The sequence below is a fragment of the Colwellia sp. E2M01 genome (genome assembly GCF_018860585.1).
GTDB lineage: Bacteria > Pseudomonadota > Gammaproteobacteria > Enterobacterales > Alteromonadaceae > Colwellia.
In genome coordinates, this window is the sequence record NZ_JAHKPR010000030.1 from 53,815 (window position 1) to 77,281 (window position 23,467).

11 protein-coding genes are annotated in these 23,467 nt (G+C 37.1%); 4 read left to right on the plus strand and 7 right to left on the minus strand.

Features of this window, described 5'->3' with window-relative positions:
• Positions 1-25: 25 nt before the first annotated feature.
• From KO502_RS17240 to KO502_RS06980, 5 genes are all read right to left on the minus strand, one after another.
• Positions 26-5,740, minus strand: coding sequence for a cellulase family glycosylhydrolase (locus KO502_RS17240; RefSeq protein WP_216021851.1), 5,715 nt, complete (start codon positions 5,738-5,740; stop codon positions 26-28).
• A gap of 560 nt (positions 5,741-6,300) precedes the next feature.
• Positions 6,301-8,388 carry a methyl-accepting chemotaxis protein gene (locus KO502_RS06965; protein ID WP_216021852.1) on the minus strand — a complete coding sequence of 696 codons (2,088 nt, stop codon included), beginning with the start codon at positions 8,386-8,388 and terminating at the stop codon, positions 6,301-6,303.
• Between the two features lie 54 nt (positions 8,389-8,442).
• Positions 8,443-9,420: a TIM barrel protein gene (locus tag KO502_RS06970; protein WP_216021853.1), complete on the minus strand. Its 978-nt coding sequence runs from the start codon at positions 9,418-9,420 to the stop codon at positions 8,443-8,445.
• 162 nt (positions 9,421-9,582) lie between these two features.
• Positions 9,583-12,720: a TonB-dependent receptor gene (locus KO502_RS06975; protein ID WP_216021854.1), complete on the minus strand. Its 3,138-nt coding sequence runs from the start codon at positions 12,718-12,720 to the stop codon at positions 9,583-9,585.
• An 89-nt stretch (positions 12,721-12,809) separates the two neighbouring features.
• A complete protein-coding gene (locus KO502_RS06980; RefSeq protein WP_216021855.1) occupies positions 12,810-15,161 on the minus strand; it encodes a glycosyl hydrolase in 2,352 nt (783 codons plus the stop codon).
• 270 nt (positions 15,162-15,431) lie between these two features.
• Between KO502_RS06980 and pgi the strand changes: the two genes are divergently transcribed.
• The 4 genes from pgi to KO502_RS07000 all read left to right on the plus strand — a co-directional run bounded on the left by pgi (position 15,432) and on the right by KO502_RS07000 (position 21,625).
• On the plus strand, positions 15,432-17,075 hold the full coding sequence (pgi, locus tag KO502_RS06985) for a glucose-6-phosphate isomerase (RefSeq protein ID WP_216021856.1): 1,644 nt from the start codon (positions 15,432-15,434) through the stop codon (positions 17,073-17,075).
• A gap of 41 nt (positions 17,076-17,116) precedes the next feature.
• Positions 17,117-18,586, plus strand: a complete 1,470-nt coding sequence (gene zwf / locus KO502_RS06990) for a glucose-6-phosphate dehydrogenase (protein ID WP_216021857.1) — start codon at positions 17,117-17,119, stop codon at positions 18,584-18,586.
• Between the two features lie 62 nt (positions 18,587-18,648).
• Positions 18,649-20,460, plus strand: coding sequence for a phosphogluconate dehydratase (edd, locus tag KO502_RS06995; RefSeq protein WP_216021858.1), 1,812 nt, complete (start codon positions 18,649-18,651; stop codon positions 20,458-20,460).
• Between the two features lie 322 nt (positions 20,461-20,782).
• On the plus strand, positions 20,783-21,625 hold the full coding sequence (locus KO502_RS07000; protein WP_216021859.1) for a DUF4339 domain-containing protein: 843 nt from the start codon (positions 20,783-20,785) through the stop codon (positions 21,623-21,625).
• Between the two features lie 156 nt (positions 21,626-21,781).
• Here KO502_RS07000 and KO502_RS07005 read toward each other — a convergent pair whose 3' ends face one another.
• Positions 21,782-22,618, minus strand: coding sequence for a DUF4339 domain-containing protein (locus KO502_RS07005; protein WP_216021860.1), 837 nt, complete (start codon positions 22,616-22,618; stop codon positions 21,782-21,784).
• Positions 22,619-22,698: 80 nt separating this feature from the next.
• Positions 22,699-23,130 carry a GYF domain-containing protein gene (locus KO502_RS07010; RefSeq protein ID WP_216021861.1) on the minus strand — a complete coding sequence of 144 codons (432 nt, stop codon included), beginning with the start codon at positions 23,128-23,130 and terminating at the stop codon, positions 22,699-22,701.
• Positions 23,131-23,467: the final 337 nt, after the last annotated feature.

The window sequence follows — 23,467 nt, forward strand, 5'->3', positions numbered from 1 at the left end:
TTTTAACTTCTAATAGTGGTGATAGTTATTCAAATAATGCTCGGTAATCAACAGAGTACTGCTTCATAATGTCACAAACAGGTTTGTGTAAGTCAAGGTTGATTGTATCACCCTCAACATTATTACCCGGTGCACCTAAGCCTGTAATACTGTATTCACTTTCATCTATTACACAATAAAACTGGAAACCATCATTATTAGCTGACCAACCGCCAGAATATACGCCATAAGGACCAGAGCCCCATTGACCACCAGTAGCTCCATTACCCCATTCTAGACCGGTTAATTGCCAACCTAACATACCACCAATAGCATCCTTATTGTTCCAAGCAGCGCCATACCAATCAGTAAACACTTGGGTACGTTTAGCTAAACCTTCAGCAATAGTAGCATCAACATAAGCCGCACCATCAGGGTTATTATCAGGACGCTTAACATTGGCAGGCCAACTGAACTCACCAATATAAGTAGGTTTATCTAACTCTCTTCCTAATTGCGCTAATAACTCTAAACTGTTTAAGGTTTCAGCGTCCGTCATATTCCACCACGTAGGGTAGAGGTGTGCACTTACTGCATCAATATTCGGATGTGAATTTAACTCTTTAAGTTTTTCATAGGTATCACCTGAGCCGTTAAAATTAAATGATGATTCCATACCTATAGACACCAGGTGATTTGGCGCTAACGATTTTAAGTGTGTTGAAATATCATCAATCCATTCACTGAAAAAGTTACCAATTCGCGGCTCATTAGCAAGCTCCCACATCATAATCGTTGGGTCATCTTTATATTTCACACCGGTTATTTGGTTAGTATGGTTAAGTAAGTTAGTGATAAAAGCTTTAAAATCATCACGCTCACCATAGCCACCATAATCGCCAACGGTTCCAAAGTATGGCCAGTGATCTGCTAAGCTAAGAATTAAACGCATATCTTTTTCAGCAGCTAACGCTACATAGTTATCAAATAACTCAAAGCTACGGTCGATAATGGCTTGTTCACTCGCGGTACGCTCATTTGGATTTTTACTTAAGATGAAACTGTCGCCTGACTTCATGTTAATACAAACACCATCATGCGTTTTAGAGTCGTTACAAAACATCCAGGTACGAATAGCATTCATACCAGTTGCTTCTGCACGTTTAAACACGTCTTCAGCCATCGCTTCGGGTTTGTACATTAAATAATACTGGTTAGTACCGTTAAAGTACCAAGGCTTACCATTAAGCATAAATTGTGAGCCATTGGTTTCAATATAAGAAGTCTGGGCAAGCTCACCAACAGTTACACCAAGACTTTCTGTTGCGCTAGTACCTTGTAGACCTATCGTTATACGATAAAAACCATCATTGGTTACCGGAATTAATAACGGGCTAGCACCGGTGTACGTAGTGGTTGCACTGCTATTAACACTGTAAGTGATGTCACCATTACCTAGCTTTTCAAAATGAACAGCAATATCTTGCTCTGTTGGTAATTTCTCACCCGTAGTCGGCGAAGAGATTGTTAAACTTCCTATATGCTCAACCGTTGCAGAAACTAAACGTACAAATCCCCAGTGAGTATTGGTATCTGCAACACGAATACCTGCGGTATGCGAGCCAGCACTTAATTGCACATCAAAGGTTACTGTTGTTGAACCAGAAGCCGTAAAGTCTTTTGCTGTACCATTTAAAAATGCTTGGTTAACACGGCTATCACCATTAACATTATCAACATTTAATACCACGCGGTATTGACCTGCTGTTGCAACAGTAAAGTCCCAACCTGCAGACGAGCCTGCTTGGGTGTTTTCAATCTGAATATACTCGTCAGTAATCGTTACCGGTTGTGATGTTACACTTGATGTCGCTGCATCAGTAATAGCTAATTCGGTGGTTGAAAGTGGAGCAATCACAGGGTCAGTTGGGTCAACAGGATCGATAGGATCAGTTGGGTCAACAGGGTCTGTCGGGTCAACCGGATCTGTTGGTGCTGTAGTACTCCAATAAGAGTCATCAATATTAACTACCGTAGCTTTAATACCATAGGTACTATTAACAATATCTTGTCCGTGTTGTGATAAGTCGTAGGCGCCGTATTCGTTAGACATATCTAACATATCTTCGCCTTCACCATTACCACGCCATGACCATGCTACCCAGCCTAAGTTATTCTCATGAGCTTTTTTCATTACGCTGAAATGATCTGTCGTTTTTCCACCTGCGTAGTGATTAGAGCGACCGAATTCACCAATAATCATCGGTAAATCTAGGCTTTTCATATAAGTAATATGTGCATCGATTTGCGCTGGTGTCGACCATTCATAATAACCATGTACTGAAAATATTGTATTTTTTAATACATCAGCATTAAACACTGCTTGAGCACCGTTAAAATAAGCTGAAGAATGTCCCCAGTCACCCGCATCAATGATAAGTGGTACGCTAATACCATAATCACGTAATTGAGTTACCGCATTCATATAAGTATCTTTCCAAACGGTATGGTTTTGCCCCCATTCATTGGCAATGTTGATCATTAGGTATTTTTGATATTTAGGATCGGTAACTACGTCACCCCAAGCTTCAGTCCATTTACTCACTGCATCTTGCGAACTGATATCACCATCATAAATAGCATTAGCGTCACTACCACCTGTAATTTGGTAAATACCTCTTGCGAATTCTCCATGTCCTTCCCAGTACATTGGCATAGCAATCATTTCGTATTTAATAATTTCATCAAGTGCAGCACGTAACTGAGCCGCGGTAGTATCTTGACGTAACTGCAAACGAACAACATTCGCGCCAGTTTGGGCTATATACTTAATAGATTCAAACTTAGTTTCTGGATCATCACCATATTGCAGATTAACACCACGCATGATGAATTCACTGCCATCTGCTAAATAGATTTTATCACTTTCAACATGAATGTTGTCAGCAGTGGTACCCATTGGGTAATCGTTAGCATCATTTGGATTGGTGCCCGCAGCCGTTTCAGTATTATCACCGTAGCCGTCACCGTCAGTGTCTAACCAATCAGTTGGATCGTTCGGAAATGCATCCTCACCATCTATAACACCATCATTATCGGTGTCAGTACCACCATTAGCCCAATAAGTTTTTAACGCTGCCGCTGCCTCAGGATTAAACGGCGACTTTCCTGGATAACCATGTTCAGCATCACCAACATCTAAACCAACACCGTCACCATTATAAAAACCAACAATGTCGTATGGTGCACCACTTACCCAAATCAATAACGATTTAGCAACAGTGTTTGGATCTTGCATATATTGCAATAAGCCTTTTATCGCCACTTCGGCATGTTTTTGATGCGCTTCATAACTAATGATTTCTTCGTTTAATACATCATCACGATCCCAAACATTTGGCGTAATTAATCCTTTTACACCCATACCATATTCACCTAAGTGAAATACCGGCAATTCATCTTTAGCAATACCTAGCTTGCCCATTAATACTTTTTGTAAAAAATTCTGCTCATGAATTTGCAATGCATTTTTTACATCTTCAGGCGTGGTAGGAATGTCTAACTGGGTATTATCCGTGATAGGTTTAGTCACATCCATTGGCATATATTGCGACACAGTCACTGTATCTAAGCCTTTAATATAATCAGCAAGTGCTGCACGTTTTTCATTATTCATATCATCTAAAAACAATAAGAAATTAAAATCTTCAAAGCCCCCGCCAGAAACAATTCTAGAGAAGTATTCTGGATGGTTTTTTAACTCCATTAAGTATTGAATGTGATGACTAAAATTATGGCTAATTAAAACGTTATTAGCTAATACTGGGTTTTGACTAATTTCAGTACGAACATAAGCCAATAACTCAACCCATCGCTCAGGAAATTTTTTGGTAGATTCCATTAACTCAGCGCCAATATCAAAACGAATTGGCTCAACTAAAGGCAGGGTAGCATTTGATAAAGCTTGTGATAATACCGACAAACTTTTATCTATCATACAAACATAACCAGCTGACATTGGGTCTAACTGATCAAATAATCCGCGCCAGTTTTTCGCTCCTGGATCTTCACTGCCATTAGCACCAACCCAAGAAAACTTGATTGGGTCAATATGAGGACGGAAATTAATACGTACATCTTTAGCTAACAATTCACCTACTAAATCAACTTGTTTACTAACACTTAAGGTATTGCTATCGTCATTACAACGCAGACCTTCTGCATAAGTACTAATAAAATAGGTAGGAATGAAGGATACGCGTTTAATATTATATTCATCTATTAATGCCATTTTAGCAGCACGGTTATCTTCGTAATGACTAGGGTTCCAACCCGCCCAAGCAATACCAACATCAGCCCCTAACCCTTTATCGTACAGGGCTTCGTTATACAAATTACCATAATCAGAAAAGGTTGATATTTGTTCGTTTTGATCAAGGTAAAGTGCTGGATTAACCGACTCTATGGTATCTGCATATTGTGCAAAGTTAGAATTGGTTGAATCGGTAACATATGTATCGTATTCATGAACATCTTTACTATTCTCTACCAATATATTCATAGTTAACGGAGTTGAATTAGCCATCAATATATCAAAGCTATAATTGCCTTTACCTAAATCGGCTAAATAGTTTGCATCTAACGCTAAGGCGTTACCGTTAAGCGTATAAGTTGCTGCCATACCATCTAATTCAACCGCAGTTAAGCTATCGCCATCTAAATCAAGCATAAAACTTGGTACTAGCATGTTTACGATATCAAAACGGGCATTGGCTGGGCTAATACTTGGATTATATAGCTGTGTTGTATCAGCAACGGTAATATTAAGAGATAATGCTGCGGTATTCGCCATCACAACATCAAAGCTATAACTCCCCGCACCTAAACTTGCTAGGTAATCAGCATCTAACTGCAATGTCGACCCATTAAAACTATACGTTGCATCCACACCATTTAACTCTACTGTGGTTAACGTATCGCCATCAAGATCAACCGAAAAACTGGGTGTCTGCATATTAGCTAGATCAAAACTGCCATTGGCTGGGGTAATACTTGGGTTATAAACCACAGTATCTTTTGAAACATTTACACCCGTTAACCAAATGTAGCCCCACTGGCCACGCGCATCGACACCAATATTATGGGTACCTGACGTTAATGGTAATTCAAACCGATGTGAACGTGTATCGGAATGTAACTCTGACGTTACCGACACAACATTGCCATCAACGTAAAAATTATTAACTTTACTGCCATGTGGTGATTGATAGTTAATATCTATAATATAATCACCCGGCTTTTCTGCTACAAACTCCCAGTTAACCAAGCCATGAGCAATGTTAATATGTTCATTTTCAATGACTGCGCCATTACTTAATTGTGCTGTATCTATATCCAGATTAACAACGGAAGTTGAACCATTATCTATATCGACCGTTGTCGTATTGTCTTCTACATTAATATTCAAGTTAGCAGTACTAGAATCACTAAAGTGAACAACTAAGTTATGGTTACCTACTGTAAGTGTATCAAGGTAATTCGCGCTTATTGTTAGTATCCCATTACTGTTATAGTAGTCATTTACTCCTTCTAAATACCAAAAGCCTGTTCCTGCATCAGGTTGTAACGTAACTTTTATATCATCAGTTGAATCTATTTTGTATGTAACATTAGTAGGACTAATCTCTCCTGCGCTAACTCCTATACTTGCTAGTAGCATGACAATACTAGAAAGGTGAGTTGTTTTATTAATCTTATTCATAAGACCTCTTTCGTTTTTTTTATATTAAGGTTTGGTTATATGCACTCTATAGTTTTGCTCTCTATGGCCACTTATACTTAATAGGTATTTCACATTAAAAATGAACCGGTGCAAACAACGACACACATATTAGTTCACAAATATGAAACATTCAATTTATTTGTGACTACAACACAACCAAAAAAAACTCAAAAAACAAACAGCAAAACTTAAAACAAACAAAAAAACAAAGACTTAAAATTGTTTTGTTTTATTTTTTATATTTACATAATATTTACATTTAAACACACTATAAATTAACCGGTTCGTATTAATGATAATAATAGCTATTAACTATTAGCCAATTTGAAGTATTTAACTAACAAAATGAGTGATCAACACTTATAAATAAGTCTGAACTTGTTCGTGTTAATATTATGGGAATTTAGCCCGTATTTACATGCCTAAAATATATAGGTAATTTTGATCTATCTAGTGATTAAATAGAAGAGGGAAGAGGGAAGAGAGCATATATTTGACTCATGACCATCGAAGTTGATCATGAGCCAAGTATATTAAAGCTAATATTGTGTTTTTGTATCTACTTTAAAAATATCAATATATTCACTAAGCTCTCGTCCGTTTGAAGTTAGATCATCTGTCATTGTCATAGTAGAGGTGGCTTGGTTCGCTAACTCACTGGAATCATCACGAACAGCACATATACGCTGATTTATTTCATTTGAAACCGTTGTTTGTTGAATTGTAGCCGTAGCTATTTGTGTTGCCATATCCATTACACTATCTAACTCTGTTTTAAGCACCATAAAGGCCGACGCTGTTTCTATGACTGTTTCAACGGCTTTTGCACCTTCATTTTGTAGGTTTGCCATAATGGCAGTCGCTGATTCTGCTCCATTAAGTAACGACTCAATTTGTCGTCGAATTTGCTCTGTAGCGACTTGGGTTCTTCCCGCAAGCTCTCGCACTTCGTCCGCGACAACAGCAAAACCACGGCCCATTTCGCCGGCTCTTGCCGCTTCAATAGCAGCATTCAATGCTAATAAGTTCGTTTGCTCTGCAATCCCTTGAATAACATTAAGAATATTACTAATTTGCGCTGCTTCATTATTTAAATTTTTCACAACAACTTCTGTATTACCTAACTCAATAGTTAAGTTTTCCATGACTTTCTGACTTAACTCAGCACTCGTCACACTTTTTGAGGATATGTTATGTGCATTATCTATAGCTGTTGATGTTAGTTGAGCTACATTCGCGACTTCCTCTATGGTGGATGTCATTTCATTTATGGCAACCGAAATGCTGTCTGTAGCAATCAACTGGTTATCAGATAGTTGCAAAGAGTGCTTCATTGATTCCGAAGCTTTTACTGTAGTTTCATTCATCGCCGATGCATGTTTTTTAACGCCAATAAGAGCCTCATTAAAACTAAAAACCAGTTTATTAAATGCACGGCTTAATTCCGACAATTCATTTTTTCCACTATCATCAATGTGAATGCCCATATCTCGAGTTTCAGCTAAATGATTAAATGATTTAACTAGCTGAACTAATGGATTAGAAATACTCATAGCAATCCAATAAGATATTAATAAGATCAGTGCTAATAAAACTAAAACAAAGGTAATTGTATAAGTTAACTCATTATCTGCATTACTTACTCTTTCATTCTTTAATTGAATCATTTCATCGAGCACAGCAAGCTTCAGAGATTTATAAGCCTTGTCTAAATCACCTGCGACATTAAGCCAATTAACCTCGGCTCTTATAGATAAAGGGACATTTTTTCCAATAAGTTTGTAACTATCAAAAGCATCCCAGTAGGCTTGCTCAGCACTTTCAATCAAATTATTATTAATCATAAGTTCATTATAGTGCTTTAACGATTTATCGCTGGCGTATTTAGTAAAAAAAGTACGATAATCTTGCTCTAACGCTCGAAACATAACTAATTGTCCCGATGCATAACCATCAACAATGCCATTCACTACGTGATTTATTCTTTCAGTTAGTGTAGCGCTGGAATTAGATGCTAACTGTAGAAAAAAGAATGAATTAGCTATCATGCCTAGTTTAGGATCATTATTAGCTATATTTACAACTCGGCTAATAGTATTCACCATAAAATCACCTATACGAAGAATATCAACTGTTGTCCATATAGTTTCGTTAAATTGTGCAGATGAGATGAATTCTGTTGATGACTCTTGTCTTTTATCTACAGCTATACGAATGTATTGAAGTTTAGCTAAACGAGATTTAATGGTTTCGATATCTGACATTAACGCCGGAAATGTTTCCACACGTTGCCAATTTTCATCAATAAAAGCAATAAAATTCAAAATATCTTTTTTGGCAATTTCACGCTGATTTATCATGTCACTTTTAGCATAATTTAGAAAAGTCTGATCCTCACTATCCGCTCTAATAAATATGTTTGAAGCATCCTGCTCATTACGTAATGATATAAGAACAGGCGCCATGAAATTAACATATTCAATTGCGAACTCTAAATCTTGCATAGACTCACGCTGTTCAAGAGAATTCATGACTCGGGAGCCTGAGAACAACATAATGATAACAACAGGGACAAGCACAAGTAAAAAAACTCTGAGCTTAACGGTAGTCATATTTAAAATATTCATTCTATATTACCTAATGATTAGCTTTTGAAATAATAACAATTATAAATAATGCAACTACAAGCTATATTGCATTGATTTTAAAAGTTTAATTGTTGCTGAACTGCCATCATATTCTGACATGTGCTCACCTTCATACTCTGCGCTGACGGTACCTTTAAATCCTTGCCCTACAATAATACTTAATAATTTTTGGTAATTTATTGTTGATTCTTGACCGCTCTTTGTAAAAGCATGGGTTTTCGCACTTACACCTCGAGTATAAGGAGCAAGATCAATAATACCTTGGGTTCGGTCATATAAACGTTCAGGAGATAAACTCCAACCTCCCATAAAAAAGTTATCTAAATCAGTAAATACGCCTACATTACTATGGATAGTCATTTCCATAAGCATGGCTAACCAGGCCCCATTATTTGAAGCGTTTCCATGGTTTTCCACTAAAACCTCTAACCCATATTCCTGACCAATTTCACCTAATACTTGTAAACTTTCAGCATTTTGCTTAAGTTGTTCTAAATATGTCCCATCCCCATAAGCATTGACACGTAGCTGAGAGCAGCCTAATTCTGCAGCTGCTTCAAACCATGGTAAGTGATTGTTTATAGCTTGCTGTCTTAATATTTTATTACTACTACCTATACTTCCCATTTCATCACACATTAATAATTTAAAAGTTACACCATCGTTATTAGCTCTACTTTTAAATTCATTCAACCAGGGTTTATCAGTAGCGTGTCCAAACCATAGAGTATTTGCTAAATCTACTTTTGATATATCAAGTTTTTTTGCAATGCTTGTAATATATCGAGGATCAATTTCCCCCTTAAGTACTAGATCTGGCTCTGAATGGAGTGTTTTTATAAATGCATTATAGTCAGCTCTACTTTCACCAAAAATAGCTCGATGAAAGGACCATTGAGATAATGAAATATCATATAATTTACTTTTGTTTTGATCTGAACTAAACACATCAAAATGAGGTATTAAAGATGCCGCCATTATTGATTTCAAAAAATGTCTTCTATTAATCATTTGTATTGCCTCTGATTACTCTATTATAAAAACAAAGATGGCTATTCATTTGTATAAGAAGTGATATTTACCTTTAACTGTTTACTTAAATAAAAAACCCTACTGAAGTAGGGTTTTTTATTTTTAGCAAAGGTAATGACTTTAATAAGCCAATTCCTTCAATTACATTTTAATTTGCACCCCAATACTGTAACGACGCTCATTAAAGTTACGTTTATCAACTAAATCATCCCATTGAAGGTATTCTTCCTGATGTTCCTCGGTCAGGTTTGTACCCTGTAAAATAACAGTAAACATATCATTGATATCATAACTTACTGAAGCATCAACATATAAGGTTGGTGCTTGGTAACGAGCAAACTTATAAGGGGCTTTAGTCGCTAAAGACATATACTTATCACTGCGGTAATTACTCGCAATACGAGCCTGTAAGCCATCTTTTTCATACCAAAGTGCTACGTTAGCTAAATGCTCTGAGTTATCAGACATTGGTGTAGATTCACCGTAGTAATCAGTATCACCGCTTTCGCTTGGAGAATATGTATAGTTAGTCGTTAAACCAAAGCCACTCCAAATTCCAGGAAGGAAGTCAAAGCCTTGCTGATAAGTTAATTCAATACCGTTAATACTACCGCCATCACTATTAGCTTCTGTCGTTGTAGGTGTTGTACCACTATAAATGCCATCGTTAAAACCACGAACTACGCCGTCTGAATCAGGAATAGGAAGCTCAATAGTTTGTCTACTAGTAAAAGATTCTATATCCATATAGAAAATGCCCGCACTTACCATACTTGATTCGCTAAAGTACCATTCATAAGATAGATCAAAGTTATTTGAGCGCCACGGATCAAGATTTGGGTTACCATCTTGACTTGCAGCTGTTGCACAAAAAACAGCAGAGCCATCAGGCGCTTTTACGCCACAACCCAATGTACGAGTTACCGTAACACCTCTAGCTAAGTTATTAATATCTTGTGGTGACATCGTTTTATTATAAGCAAAACGTAAAACTTGATCTTCAGTTAAATCCAATGTCATATTTAGTGATGGTAACCAATCTTCATAACTACGTGTTGTATTGATAATACCTGCGGCTGGTGCTGGTGTGCCTAAAGCGCCACTTACAATATATTCTACACCGTTATAAGTCGCTGTATCACCAGAGCCTGTTTCTGTTTGATCAATGTCATACTCTGTTTTTACGTAGCGAACACCAAGGTTAGCACGGTAACCTAAACCAAAAACCTCACCATCAAAATTACCTTGTAAATAAAGGTCAGTTGTTACTTCTTCTGCTTCATAAGTTCCCGACGGCTCAGGAGATTGAATAATAGTGCCATAAACCTCTTCATGATAAGCCAGTGGATTACTCATAGCTTTAGGGTCAACAAAGTATAATGAGCCTAAGCCTTCTGAACCATGAAAATCACTAATTTGAGTGATTTTTCCTTCCATTATTGGATCAGTAAAAGCTATTGGATCAATATAAGATTCCAAAGTGCCTGGTGCTTGGCTTGCAGAGTCTTTCCAGTGTGCAAGATAAGGGTCACCATAAGCGTTAGTGTAAGCTGCAGTACCACGCCATGTTGTTCTATCTACATTTCGTTTAGCGTAACGAGCACCAAAGTCAACACTCATTAAATCTGAAGCAAAGCCATCTAGATCTAGTTCATAGGAGCCATCTATACGTAAAGCATCAAAGGTTGCATTTTGGTTTTCACCATCTAAGTTACTTGACGTATTACTATAACGCTCAATGTTACTGCCAAATTTCTCTGTAGTTACTGAACCATCTGTTTCTGTAACATCAAGAGTCGGTAGGTTCCAAAGTTGGGTTGTGCCAACATAGCCAACACCGATTGGAATTTGTGTATAGTTTCCTGCAGGTGTACCGTCAGGTAGCATTGCTGATTGCCCGGCATAACCCCACGGATTTACATCACTTTCCACTACCCCGCCAGGGCCTTTATAAGTTGCGCCTACTTGAGAGCCATCGTTAACATAAGCGTCTACAAAGCTATTTTGTTGTTCATTACTTGCTTCACCATGTACCCAGCGAGCTGTTAACGCTAACGCTTCACCCGCATCATAAGTAAATTCTAAATTAGTATTTAATGCTGTTTGATCTTTACTAGATGTTTCCGAGTGCACCATTGTACGTCGTGCTTGAATAGTACCATTTTGATACGAGTTATAAGCTCCGCCTACATTTTCAAACTGGCCAAAATTCGCTGAGTCTTTATCTTTGTTTTCAATAATATTTTCATGTGCGACATAATCTGTAGCGGTAAACCAACCAGTTTCAGCCTGCCATGCTTGACTTGCAACAAAACCAGCTTGGTACCTATGTTCGGTCAGCTCAGTATAAAACACATCCGCTGTAACACTAAAACTTTCACTGATTTCATGTTGAATAGATAGGTTTAAACCGTCACGTTCACGCTCAATAAATTGGTTTGATGCTTGATGACCTTGAAAGGCATAGTAAACATCGTCTAGTCTGCCGTTACCATTAGCATCCACATCATCTTGTACGAAGTTGATACTTTCTGAAGCATTAAAGCCCCATTCATTACCCGCAGAGCCATTTTGATAGTCAGCTAAAGTAGAGTCATCGTGCGACATGCTTAGTGAAATACCTGTCTCACTATTTAAGTTATAACCAATAAAAGCAGAGAGCTTACCATCTGTCTCTGTACCTAAAGAGCCTTTAGCCGCTTCAACTTTACCTAATGCAGTCCAACCTTCATCTAACATCAGTGGACGGTTAGTTTTTAAATTAATAGTACCTGATAAACCGCCCGATAAATATTTAGCTTGAGATGATTTGATAACCTCTAAACCAGACACTAAAGTTGATGGAATATCAGAAAAATCTGGTTGTACAGTACTGATAGAACCAGCGGCTAACATTTGCTCACCGTTTAGGGTGGTGGCAACTTGAGAAACGCCACGAATATTTACTTTACCGCCTTCACCCGCTGAACGAGTAATTTGTATACCTGTTATACGCTGTAAAGAGTCAGCAATAGTTGCATCCGGTAGTTTACCTATATCTGTAGCGTTAATAGTATCGACAACAGAGCTAGAGTAGCGCTTGTCATTCATTGATTTAACTAATGATCCGCGAAGACCACGTACGATAATTACTTCTGGTTCAGCTTCAGCTTTATTAACTTCTGAAGCTATATTCGCTTCAGCTTCTGCTGCATATAAAGGCGATGAACTTAAAAATACACCGGCTAAGATACTTGCTGTGATTATGTTCTTTTTAAATACTTTATTGTTGGAAGTCATGCTTCATTCCTATTTTTTAATTATAATTATAATTCGTTGGCTGGAAATATATCCCCGCCAGCCAACGTATTTAATGTTGCAAATAACGATTACTCAGCTTCTGCATTTACAAACTCGACTTTGTCAATGTAAAATTGAGCCGGTGTTGCTGTGTTATCTGGTCCCATAAATCTAACGCCAAAACCTCCGATTACAGGAATTTCAGATACATCAATTGAAAGTTCTACTCCACCATCAACCACTGCTACTGTATCGCCTTGATTCCATCCACCATCAGGATCTTTCGCAAATAACATTGCCGTAACTCCTGCTCCAGCATCTTTAACATTCGCTGTAATTTTCAAGGTTGTTACATCACCTAAAACTAAGCCGCCTTCCGGGTAAACTTGTAAAATAACATCATCATCACCCGCTTCTAGCTGAACAATACCTGATAATGAATTATCTCCATCAGCAGCCCAATCTTGTGCTAACTGAATTCCCTCTATTGGAGACCAATTATTTTGGAACTCCCATTTACCTGTTCCTTCAGATTCAAAACTTTCATAAATACCCGCTTCAGTTTTTGGTACGCCACCAGGAACATCATCTAGGTTCAGTACACCTTCAGCGGCATAGTTAGTAGCAATAACACCATCTTTAGCACCATCAGGGCCAATCAATGAAGCTGAATCCCATGTTTCTGAATTCCAAGTAATAAAGAAAGACCACCAAGCATCTTGCTCATGCATAACCGCAACATCAGGAATTGTGCCGGTTTCAGTTAACGCAACCAATTTTGTACCATCATGACGATCTTTTAACGTGGTATATTGACCTTTAAAGGTAGCTTTATCATCATTACGAGGATCGGCATAACCGTCATAACCAACAATATCTACATAGTTATCGCCAGGGTACCAGTCATTACTTAAATCTTTAGTGTGGGTGAAAACCCAAATTAAATTGTTTAAAGCATGATCAACCGTTAAACGGTCATACATTAACATCCATAATTCTTTCAACGCATCTGGGCCGGCAGCTCCCCACCAAAACCACTCACCTTGTGCTTCATGTAATGGACGCCAAAGTACAGGAATACCTGCATCAGCAAGTTTTTTCAATTCAACGGCAACAAGATCAATATCTACTAATAATTCATTATATTCTGCACTATTCTTATCCGCTAAAGCTGCAGCTAAATCAAAAGTACTTCCCTCACCAGGTTTATCGCTGTCTGAGTAAAAGCTACCTGTTGTACCTGGGTTACCACTTGGTGCACGCCAGTGATGTAATACAGATACAATAATGTTTTTAGCTTGATGTTCAGCAATAATTGACTCAGTTAAACCAGTAGAATCAGTGGTGGAAGAAGCTGAATAATCCATAAAGTCAAATGCCACAATAGCAGGGGCATCACCACCGGTTTGCGCAACAACTTTATCGTATTCAATCAGCGGGAAAGCACCATCAACTTTTGTTGGGAATTCTGTTTGTCCTGTTAATGTAGCTTTAACATAGTTATCACTTAAAAATTCCATTAATGCTTTAGCTTCTACAGTTGCCAGATCATTAACTAATTCAGGTGCAACAGGTAGAGGCTCACTAGGGGTAGCTGCAGGTAATAACTCTACATAATCAACTCGGTAATAATTCCAACCACAACACACTTCAATAATATTATCACCTGCGTTGAGTGAAAATGTACCAACGCGAAGACCAGAAAATTGACCTGTTGCTGAAAGTTCAACATCTACTGGAGCACCATTAACAATAACTTGCCCTTGCTTACCACCATAATCACCAGGTATAGCATAGCCTAGATACACAGTGTAATAAGAAGCTTTATCAAGTGTTGCCGTAAAGGTTACTGATGCACCTGGTAATATATCTGATGTTGCGCCAGTACCAGAGAAACCAGGTAAATAATGATCATCGCCTTCTGAGGCTATATTCACATCACCTTTTAGCACAGCGACAGTGTCGTCTTCTGCTTCTAATCGAACTTTTAAAGCAGGGTCAAAAACAACAGCAGTTACTTCATCTACCAAAGGCTCGTTATTATTATCTAAAACGACTTCGCCATCAGTGCCAATTACTGACAAAGTAAAAACAAAAGACTCTAAACCATCAACAATCGGTGCCTCAAAAGATATTTCAGCTTGAGTAGGATCGGCAATTTCAATAGTTGTTCCGCCAGTTTGTGTCCAAAGTAGAGTTTCACCTGATACTGTTCCAGTTAAGCGACCTTTGAGGGTAACTTCACTTCCTGGCGAGTATTCACCATTTTCTGGTGCAAGCACCCCTAGCGGTCTAGCTTCTGGAGCATAAACCACATCGCCATTGTTTAGGCTAGCTTCTTCAACACAGCCAGCTAAACCGGCGGTTAATGTACTAGCTAGTATAATGCTACTAACTGCACTGCTAATTTTTTTTAATTTGAAATTTAGTAGTTTATTCATAATATCCTCGTTGAATCCCCATTTTTTAATATGTATTTTATTTTTTAATTATTCTTGATTATTTTATTATAGACTAAAAAACCAAACCATGAACCGGTTCACATAAATAACAATAAAAATCCGGTAAAGCCTTTCAAATAAAAGAATGAACCGGTATGATTGATTAATCTTAAACCAATTTAAATGAATTTTTTTAACTTTACAACCATAAATTAAAATTAATTTCGATAACTTTGAATATTACCTTACACAAAGAATTTGAGGCACATTATGAAAAATAGAGCATTATTATCTAGTTGGCAAAAACTAAAAAACCTAGCAGAACAGAATAAAAACGTCCATATGAACGACTTGTTTGCTATTGATAAACAAAGGTTTGAAAAACTATCAATTGAATTACCATCATTATTGCTCGATTATTCGAAAAACTTAATTACTGATGAAACAATGGCGTCTTTAATGAGTCTTGCTCGAGAGTGCGAGGTAGAGGGTTGGCGTGAAAAAATGTTTTCTGGTAATAAAATTAACTTTACAGAAAATAGAGCGGTATTACATACAGCGCTTAGAAGCAGAACTTCAAAGCCTCTTAATTTAGACGGTGTAAATATCACCGATGATATCAATAATTCATTATCTAAAATGAAGATTTTTACTGATAAAGTCCGTCAAGGTCAGTGGTTAGGTTTTTCAGGAAAGCGCATCACAGATATTGTAAGCATTGGGGTAGGTGGGTCAAATTTAGGTCCTCAAATGGTTACAGAAGCACTACATCAATATAGTGATCATTGCTTGAATGTACACTATGTATCTAATGTAGATGGTACTCAAATCGCTGATACTCTGCGACCTTTAAACCCTGAAAAAGTATTATTCATCATATCTAGTAAAACATTCACCACATCAGAAACGATGACTAACGCAAAAACAGCTTTAAAATGGCTTACCTCTGCGTCATTTGATGACACCGCTGTTGAAAAACATTTTATCGCCGTCAGTGCAAATAAAGAAAATGTTATAAATTTTGGTATCAAAGCAGAAAATATTTTTGATATGTGGGATTGGGTCGGCGGTAGGTTTTCATTATGGTCGGCTATCGGTTTACCTATTGCACTTTATTTAGGTTTTGAAAAGTTTCTTGAGTTACTTGATGGCGCAAATGAAATTGATCAACACTTTTGTAATGCGCCACTTGAAGAAAACGCGCCGGTTATTCTTGCCCTTTTAAGTGTATGGAATTGCACGTTTTTAGGAGCACAGTCACAAGCTTTATTACCATACGATCAACCTTTACATATGTTATCGGCATATATGCAACAAGCTGAAATGGAAAGTAATGGTAAATCGGTCTCTTGGGAGGGTGATTCTATTGAATATCCAACAGTACCTACAATATGGGGTGAAATAGGAATTAATGGTCAACACGCTTTTTACCAATATTTACATCAAAGCAATAATATTGTTCCTGCAGATTTTATTGGCTCTGTTGAAAGTGTTACCCCAGTACAAGGGCACCACGAAACCTTAATGGCTAACTTTTTTGCACAAACCCAAGCCCTAATGGCTGGTGTGGATGAAGAGCAAGTTAGAATTGATTTAAAGGCTAAAGGGTATACCCAAGAATATATAGATAAAGTGGCCTCACATAAAGTACATAAAGGAAATCGCCCCACAAATACGATTTTAATGGAACGTATTTCACCTAAATCTATTGGTAGCCTAATTGCTTTATACGAACATAAAATATTTGTGCAAGGCATTATATTGCAGATTTGTTCTTTTGATCAGTGGGGTGTTGAACTAGGTAAAGGACTAGCAAACAGCATTCAACAAGAGTTACTTACAGGTCAAGTAAGCCATAAACACGACTCATCGACAAAATCCTTACTTAAATATTACATGAATAAAAAGAAATAACTTTAGCTCGTATCAACATTTATCTAAAAAAGTGAAATCTCATGAATAATTCAAATAATCAAACAGCTAGTGAAATAGTGATCTTTGGAGCACTAGGCGATTTGTCACGTCGAAAATTATTACCAGCATTATATCAACTAGAGGTTTGTGGCTTAATTAATGAAGCTAGTCGTATTGTAGGGGTGGCTAAACCAGAACATGATATTGAAGCATTTAAAACCACTGTTATTGACAATTTACATAAATTTGTTAAAGAAAAAATTGATGATAAAGTGTTAACACGCTTTATAAATCGTTTGGTATATCAAGTACTAGACTTTAAAGACAGTAACTCTTTTACCAAGCTAGCAGATACCTTAGCTGCGGGTAATAGTACTCGTATTTACTACTTTTCAACGTCTCCAGTAATTTATGGTGATATTTGCAAGGGCCTAAACCACGCAAACCTCATTCAACCAAAAGACCGCGTTGTAATGGAAAAACCTATTGGCCATTCATTAGCGTCTTCTATTGCTATTAATAATCAAGTATCCGATTACTTTAATGAAAATCAAACATACCGTATAGATCATTATTTAGGTAAAGAAACTGTACTCAACTTATTAGTTTTACGTTTTGCTAACTCTTTATTTTCTAATAACTGGGATCGCAACAGTATTGATCATGTTCAAATAACCGTTGCAGAAAGCGTTGGCATTGAAGGTCGCTGGGGCTTTTATGATGATGCAGGACAGATGCGTGACATGGTGCAAAACCATTTATTACAAATTTTATCACTGTTAGCGATGGAGCCGCCTGCCGATTTAAGTGCAGAAAGTGTTCGTATTGAAAAACTTAAAGTTGTTAAAGCCTTAAAAACTATTGATAAAGATAATATTAAGGAAAAGGCCGTTCGCGGACAATACAGCGACGGTTTTTTAGAAGGCTCTGCCGTGCCGGGTTATTTAAATGAAGAAGGTGCGAAAGAAAACAGTTATACGGAAACGTTTGTGGCAATAAAAGCTGAAATTGATAACTGGCGCTGGACTGGCGTGCCATTTTACCTTCGAACAGGTAAACGTATGCCTAAAAAACATAGCGAAATAGTCGTTCATTTTAAAAAGCCACCACATAACATTTTTAAAGATAGTTATAGTGACTTACCTGCCAATAAGTTAACAATTCGTTTGCAACCTGATGAAGGGGTTGAATTACAAATGATGAATAAAATACCAGGCATTGCGTCACAAATGCGTATTCAAGAAAATAAGTTAGATTTAAGTTTCTCTGATACTTATCAAGACCAACGTGTTGTTGATGCCTATGAGCGTTTAATGCTAGAAATACTAAATGGCAACCAATCATTATTTGTTAGTCGTGATGAAGTTGAAGCTGCCTGGATTTGGGCTGATAGTATTATTGATGCGTGGAAGGCTTCTGGTGAAGCACCTAAACCATATGCGGCAGGCTCATGGGGGCCAGTATCATCTATATCTTTAATCGCTAGAGATAATCGCCAATGGGTTGAATAACCTAGATAGGACTCTCGAATACTACTTTAAAGACCAAAATATATAGAAGAAAGGAAAAAATAATGAAACAAACAATAATAGATATCACTGAAAAAATTATAAAGCGCAGTGCTAAAACACGTGCAGCTTATTTAGCTAAAATTGATGCGGCCAAATCAAATACTGTGCATCGTGCGAGCTTATCATGTGGCAACTTGGCACATGGCTTTGCTGCTTGTGGTAAAGATGACAAAACATCGTTACGTGGCATTCAGCATTCAGATATTGCCATTGTTACTTCATATAACGATATGTTAAGTGCCCATCAACCTTACCAGACATACCCTGATATTATCAAAGCTGCCGTTAAAGATGCAGGTGGTGTTGCCCAAGTTGCCGCAGGTGTACCGGCTATGTGTGATGGTGTTACGCAAGGTCAACCAGGTATGGATTTAAGCTTGATGAGCCGCGATGTTATTGCGATGTCCACAGCAGTAGGTTTATCGCATAACATGTTTGATGGCGCACTCATGTTAGGTATCTGTGACAAAATAGTTCCAGGTTTAATGATTGCTAGTATGACCTTTGGTCACTTACCAACAGTGTTTATACCTGCCGGCCCAATGCCATCAGGCTTACCAAATAAAGAAAAAGCACGTGTTCGTCAACAATATGCTAAAGGTGAAGCAGACGAAACGGCTCTACTTGAAGCAGAATCAGCATCATACCATTCAGCAGGGACTTGTACTTTCTTTGGTACCGCTAACTCTAACCAGTTAGTGGTTGAAGTCATGGGATTACATTTACCAGGGGCTTCATTTATTGCCCCTAACACCCAATTACGTGAAGAATTAACCAAAGCAGCAGCACGTCAAGCGACTCGTTTAATGCCACAATCAGGTAATTATATGCCTATTGGTAGAATGATTGATGAGCGTTCTATTGTAAATGCTATCGTAGCATTACTTGCAACAGGTGGCTCAACTAACCTAACAATGCATATTATTGCCTTTGCAAAAGCGGCAGGTATTATTATTAATTTCCAAGATTTTAATGACCTATCTGAAGAAGTTCCACTTTTAACCCGTATTTACCCTAATGGACAGGCTGATATTAACCAATTCCAAGAAGCGGGTGGTATGGCATTATTATTCCGTGAGTTGATTGATGCCGGCCTTGTTTTTGAGGATGTAGAAACTATCTGTGGTCGTGGCTTATCTCGTTATACTCAAAAACCAGTCTTAGAAAACGGTGAGCTTAAATGGGTTGATTGTGTAGAAAAATCACTTGATGATTCGGTCATTGCAACCGTTGCTAAGCCTTTTAGTCACCATGGTGGTTTACGTGTAATGAAAGGTAACTTAGGTGTTTCAGTTATTAAAACATCATCACTTCATGATGATCATTTAGTGATTAAAGCACCAGCTATTGTGTTTGAAGACCAACATGAATTACAAACGGCGTTTGATGCAGGGGAGCTTGAAAAAGACTTTATTGCCGTGGTTCGCTTCCAAGGCCCTAAAGCCCGAGGTATGCCTGAGTTACACAAGCTAACGCCACCATTAGGTGTACTGCAAGATAAAGGTTTTAAAGTCGCGTTAGTTACTGATGGTCGGATGTCTGGCGCTTCAGGTAAAGTGCCTGCGGCAATTCATTTATGTCCAGAAGCACTTGATGGTGGGTTAATTGCTAAAGTTAAAACAGGCGACATGATAACCCTTGATGGCGAAACAGGTGAGTTAACACTGCTTGTTGATGAACAAGAGCTTGCTCAACGTGAAACGTCTCTATTTCAAATGAACGGTCATCATCAAGGCATGGGGCGCGAATTGTTCGGCTTCATGCGTCGCAATTTAAGCTCGGCTGAAACAGGCGCCTGTTCTTTATTCGAATAAGCTTCTTATAAGCAATTGAATTAAGAATAACGTATTGAGTTTATACTAAATATTCTATTTTCAATTAAAAAGGTGGTTTACTATTTGTAAATCACCTTAACCGTTTTAACTACGCCTGTGACAAAGTAAATTTTTATGCTTTAAGGTGAAATTAAATCATTTGTTCAAAGACTTACAATAGTTAATAGTAAACCTCTTAGTTAAGTATTAAATAATAAATGAACATTTATTATTTTGATTAATTATCCAAACATTATTTAAATATATTGTCCGAGTTGCAGACAATGTTTAAGTTAAGGATATAAAAAGAGAAGTAATTATTATGAATAAGTGGTTTTTTTCTGACAATGGTGAGATAACAGGTCCTTTAGAGTTAAATGCTGTAAAGGGCTATTTAGCCGAACATACAGGCGCTTATGGATGGAATCCTTCATTTACACAGTGGAAACCCATAAGCTGTATTGTTGAATTTTATGAATTACTACCCGCAATAACACCAACCCCTTCAATACCTGATGTGATTTCACAAAAGTTTTTAGCTAAACAAGAGCGAATATCTGCCAAGCTGGCTAAGACGAAAGAGGAAATAGCACACAGTCAAAATTGCTTGGATAAGTTTGATCATCAAATAATGGATTATAAAGACCTGACTCATAACTTAAATGATGATGTAAAAGGAGCTATTGATAATATAGAGCGGAAATATAACAGCCTCCGACGTAAACTCTTACAAGTAAGAGAAGCGGTTAGTATTGCTAAAGGTGAGCTGGACATTGTAGTAGATGATTTCACCAAAAAAATAGGTACTAATGATATTGTAATGCCTTCTTGTATAAAACAATCAATAATTCACTCTGATCATAATCAGAGTAAAAATATCATACCAATTACAGCAAGGCAGCCAAAAGAAAAGTTAGCGACGCCGCTTCCACCTGTAGAAAATCCTCCTGTAAATAATGAACCTGAACCAAAATACGAACCACAACAAATGTATAGAGGCGCGCCAGTTATCAAGAACGATCGTGTTGTTAAGATAAATAAAAAAGAATCAATAGCTCAAAAACCTACCACTACCAATAACGGTAATGAAACTAAAGAAAGCTTATATAGTATGCATGGAATGATGAAATCTGTGTTTAAGGGAGATAGTCGTTTTGTTGACTAGGTTAGGGCTGTTTATTAGATTGAAGCTGATGAGTGATATGTTTTTTGAAATTTGTAGGGAGGTACCTCATCTCCATCATCTGGAATAAAATGGCATAAAAAAACCAGTTAATGTAACTGGTTTTTTTATGTTAGTTATGACGTGACGGCTGTAATTTTAATGGTTGTTTTGCGCCATTTTTAAACGCTCAGCCATTGATAATGGCTCTTCTTTACCTTTTTTAACGTCCTTTACTTCTTGTGTTTTTTCTACTTTACTATCTCCCTTAAATACTGATTTCATCATATTCTTCATTCCGAAGCTTTCTTTGGCAGCTTCTTCAGTTGATGACTTAGATTGATTTGGAGATTCTTTTTGCTCAACCGGCTTTTCTGCAACCGCTTCTACACGTTTATGTGGTGTTGCTAATTTTTCTTGTGCTAATTTGGCTTTACTCGCCTTAGCTGCTGTATTTGTGTTATCTGATGTTACAGCACTTTGATTACAAGAGGGCATGAATATATCATTCGTGCTCATTCTGGTATCAAAGTCGCTTACAGCAACAGACATTTCTTTTTCAGCAATTGTAACGGCTTCTCTTACTTGTGATAACTTACGACGAATGCTGTTGTATTTACGTTCTATATTATCAATAGCTCCTTTTACATCGTCATTTAAGTTTTGTGTAAGCTCTTTGTAATCCATTATTTGATTATCAAACTTATCAAGAGATTTTTGACTATGATTAATACTGTCATCAATTGATGTTAATTTAGTCTCTAAACGTTGCTGCTTGGCTAAAAACTTATCAGATATTTCTTTTGGAATTAATGGTGATTGTACCGTAGGTGGTAAAACATCAACAAACTCACTTATACAGCAGACAGGCTTCCATTGAGTGAATGAAGGGTGCCAACCGTATACATTTGGGTTGTCAGCTAAATAGTCTTTCGCTTCAGCTAAATCTAATGCGCCAATTACTTTGCCATTATTTGAAAAAAACCATCTTTTCATCGTACGTACTCTTATGTGTTAACTTCGTTTATAATTATTATAACTAACTATTAAATTATTAGTTTGAACAAGCGATATTATTAATAATCAGTTTTCATTGCATCAGCTAAATTCTTTTGTAAAGAAGCATATTGCTCTTCTATTTGCTTAACCACTACTTTAACTTGTTCCGTTAGATTATGAGCTGTTTTACTATAATTATCTAAGTCGGTATCTATTTCGTATAAAGAATCTGAAGTTATTTTTATCGTTTTATCAATACGATCTAATGTAGTAATTAATTCTTTTTCTTCTTCGACTAACTCATCAATAAGTCCACTTGGGATTTCAATTGGCGCGGGAGGTGGTGTAACGGTTGTGTTGAATTCATCAATACAACTTACAGGGACCCAATGAGTATATGAAGGGTGCCAGGCATATAAGTTAGGTTTTTTTGAAATTAAATCATTTGACTCTGTTAATCCAAAAGGACCCGTAACTTCACCGTTGTCAGAAAAAAACCATTTTTTCATAATAATTACTACTCTCTTTTATTTCCGTTACATTAGCTTTTATATAAGATCTAAATTGCTAAACAACAATAATGACTTGTTTAAAAGTGATAAGTATAAGACGGATTATTACACTTATAAATAATCTTATACTATTAACAATTTAACGCCAGCATAGGTCAACAGTCAAGTTATTTGTAAATAATAAGTTAAGAATAGTATAGCTTTTGATAAATAGTCGTCACTGAATCGTAATATAAAGTCTTATTATAGCAAAATAATACCAATTTGATTAAATTTCTTCCCAACTCAGAGCTATGCTCGATGTGCAATGACAAGGCGAATTTGTTTAGGTTTA

What these genes read in the sequence shown, in the direction of transcription:
- KO502_RS06970 (WP_216021853.1), bottom strand. Translation starts at nt 9,420, where the DNA reads ATGATTAATAGAAGACATTTTTTGAAATCAATAATGGCGGCATCTTTA.
- zwf (WP_216021857.1), top strand. Translation starts at nt 17,117, where the DNA reads ATGAATAATTCAAATAATCAAACAGCTAGTGAAATAGTGATCTTTGGA.
- KO502_RS07010 (WP_216021861.1), bottom strand. Translation starts at nt 23,130, where the DNA reads ATGAAAAAATGGTTTTTTTCTGACAACGGTGAAGTTACGGGTCCTTTT.
- edd (WP_216021858.1), top strand. Translation starts at nt 18,649, where the DNA reads ATGAAACAAACAATAATAGATATCACTGAAAAAATTATAAAGCGCAGT.
- pgi (WP_216021856.1), top strand. Translation starts at nt 15,432, where the DNA reads ATGAAAAATAGAGCATTATTATCTAGTTGGCAAAAACTAAAAAACCTA.
- KO502_RS06975 (WP_216021854.1), bottom strand. Translation starts at nt 12,720, where the DNA reads ATGACTTCCAACAATAAAGTATTTAAAAAGAACATAATCACAGCAAGT.
- KO502_RS06965 (WP_216021852.1), bottom strand. Translation starts at nt 8,388, where the DNA reads ATGAATATTTTAAATATGACTACCGTTAAGCTCAGAGTTTTTTTACTT.
- KO502_RS17240 (WP_216021851.1), bottom strand. Translation starts at nt 5,740, where the DNA reads ATGAATAAGATTAATAAAACAACTCACCTTTCTAGTATTGTCATGCTA.
- KO502_RS07000 (WP_216021859.1), top strand. Translation starts at nt 20,783, where the DNA reads ATGAATAAGTGGTTTTTTTCTGACAATGGTGAGATAACAGGTCCTTTA.
- KO502_RS06980 (WP_216021855.1), bottom strand. Translation starts at nt 15,161, where the DNA reads ATGAATAAACTACTAAATTTCAAATTAAAAAAAATTAGCAGTGCAGTT.
- KO502_RS07005 (WP_216021860.1), bottom strand. Translation starts at nt 22,618, where the DNA reads ATGAAAAGATGGTTTTTTTCAAATAATGGCAAAGTAATTGGCGCATTA.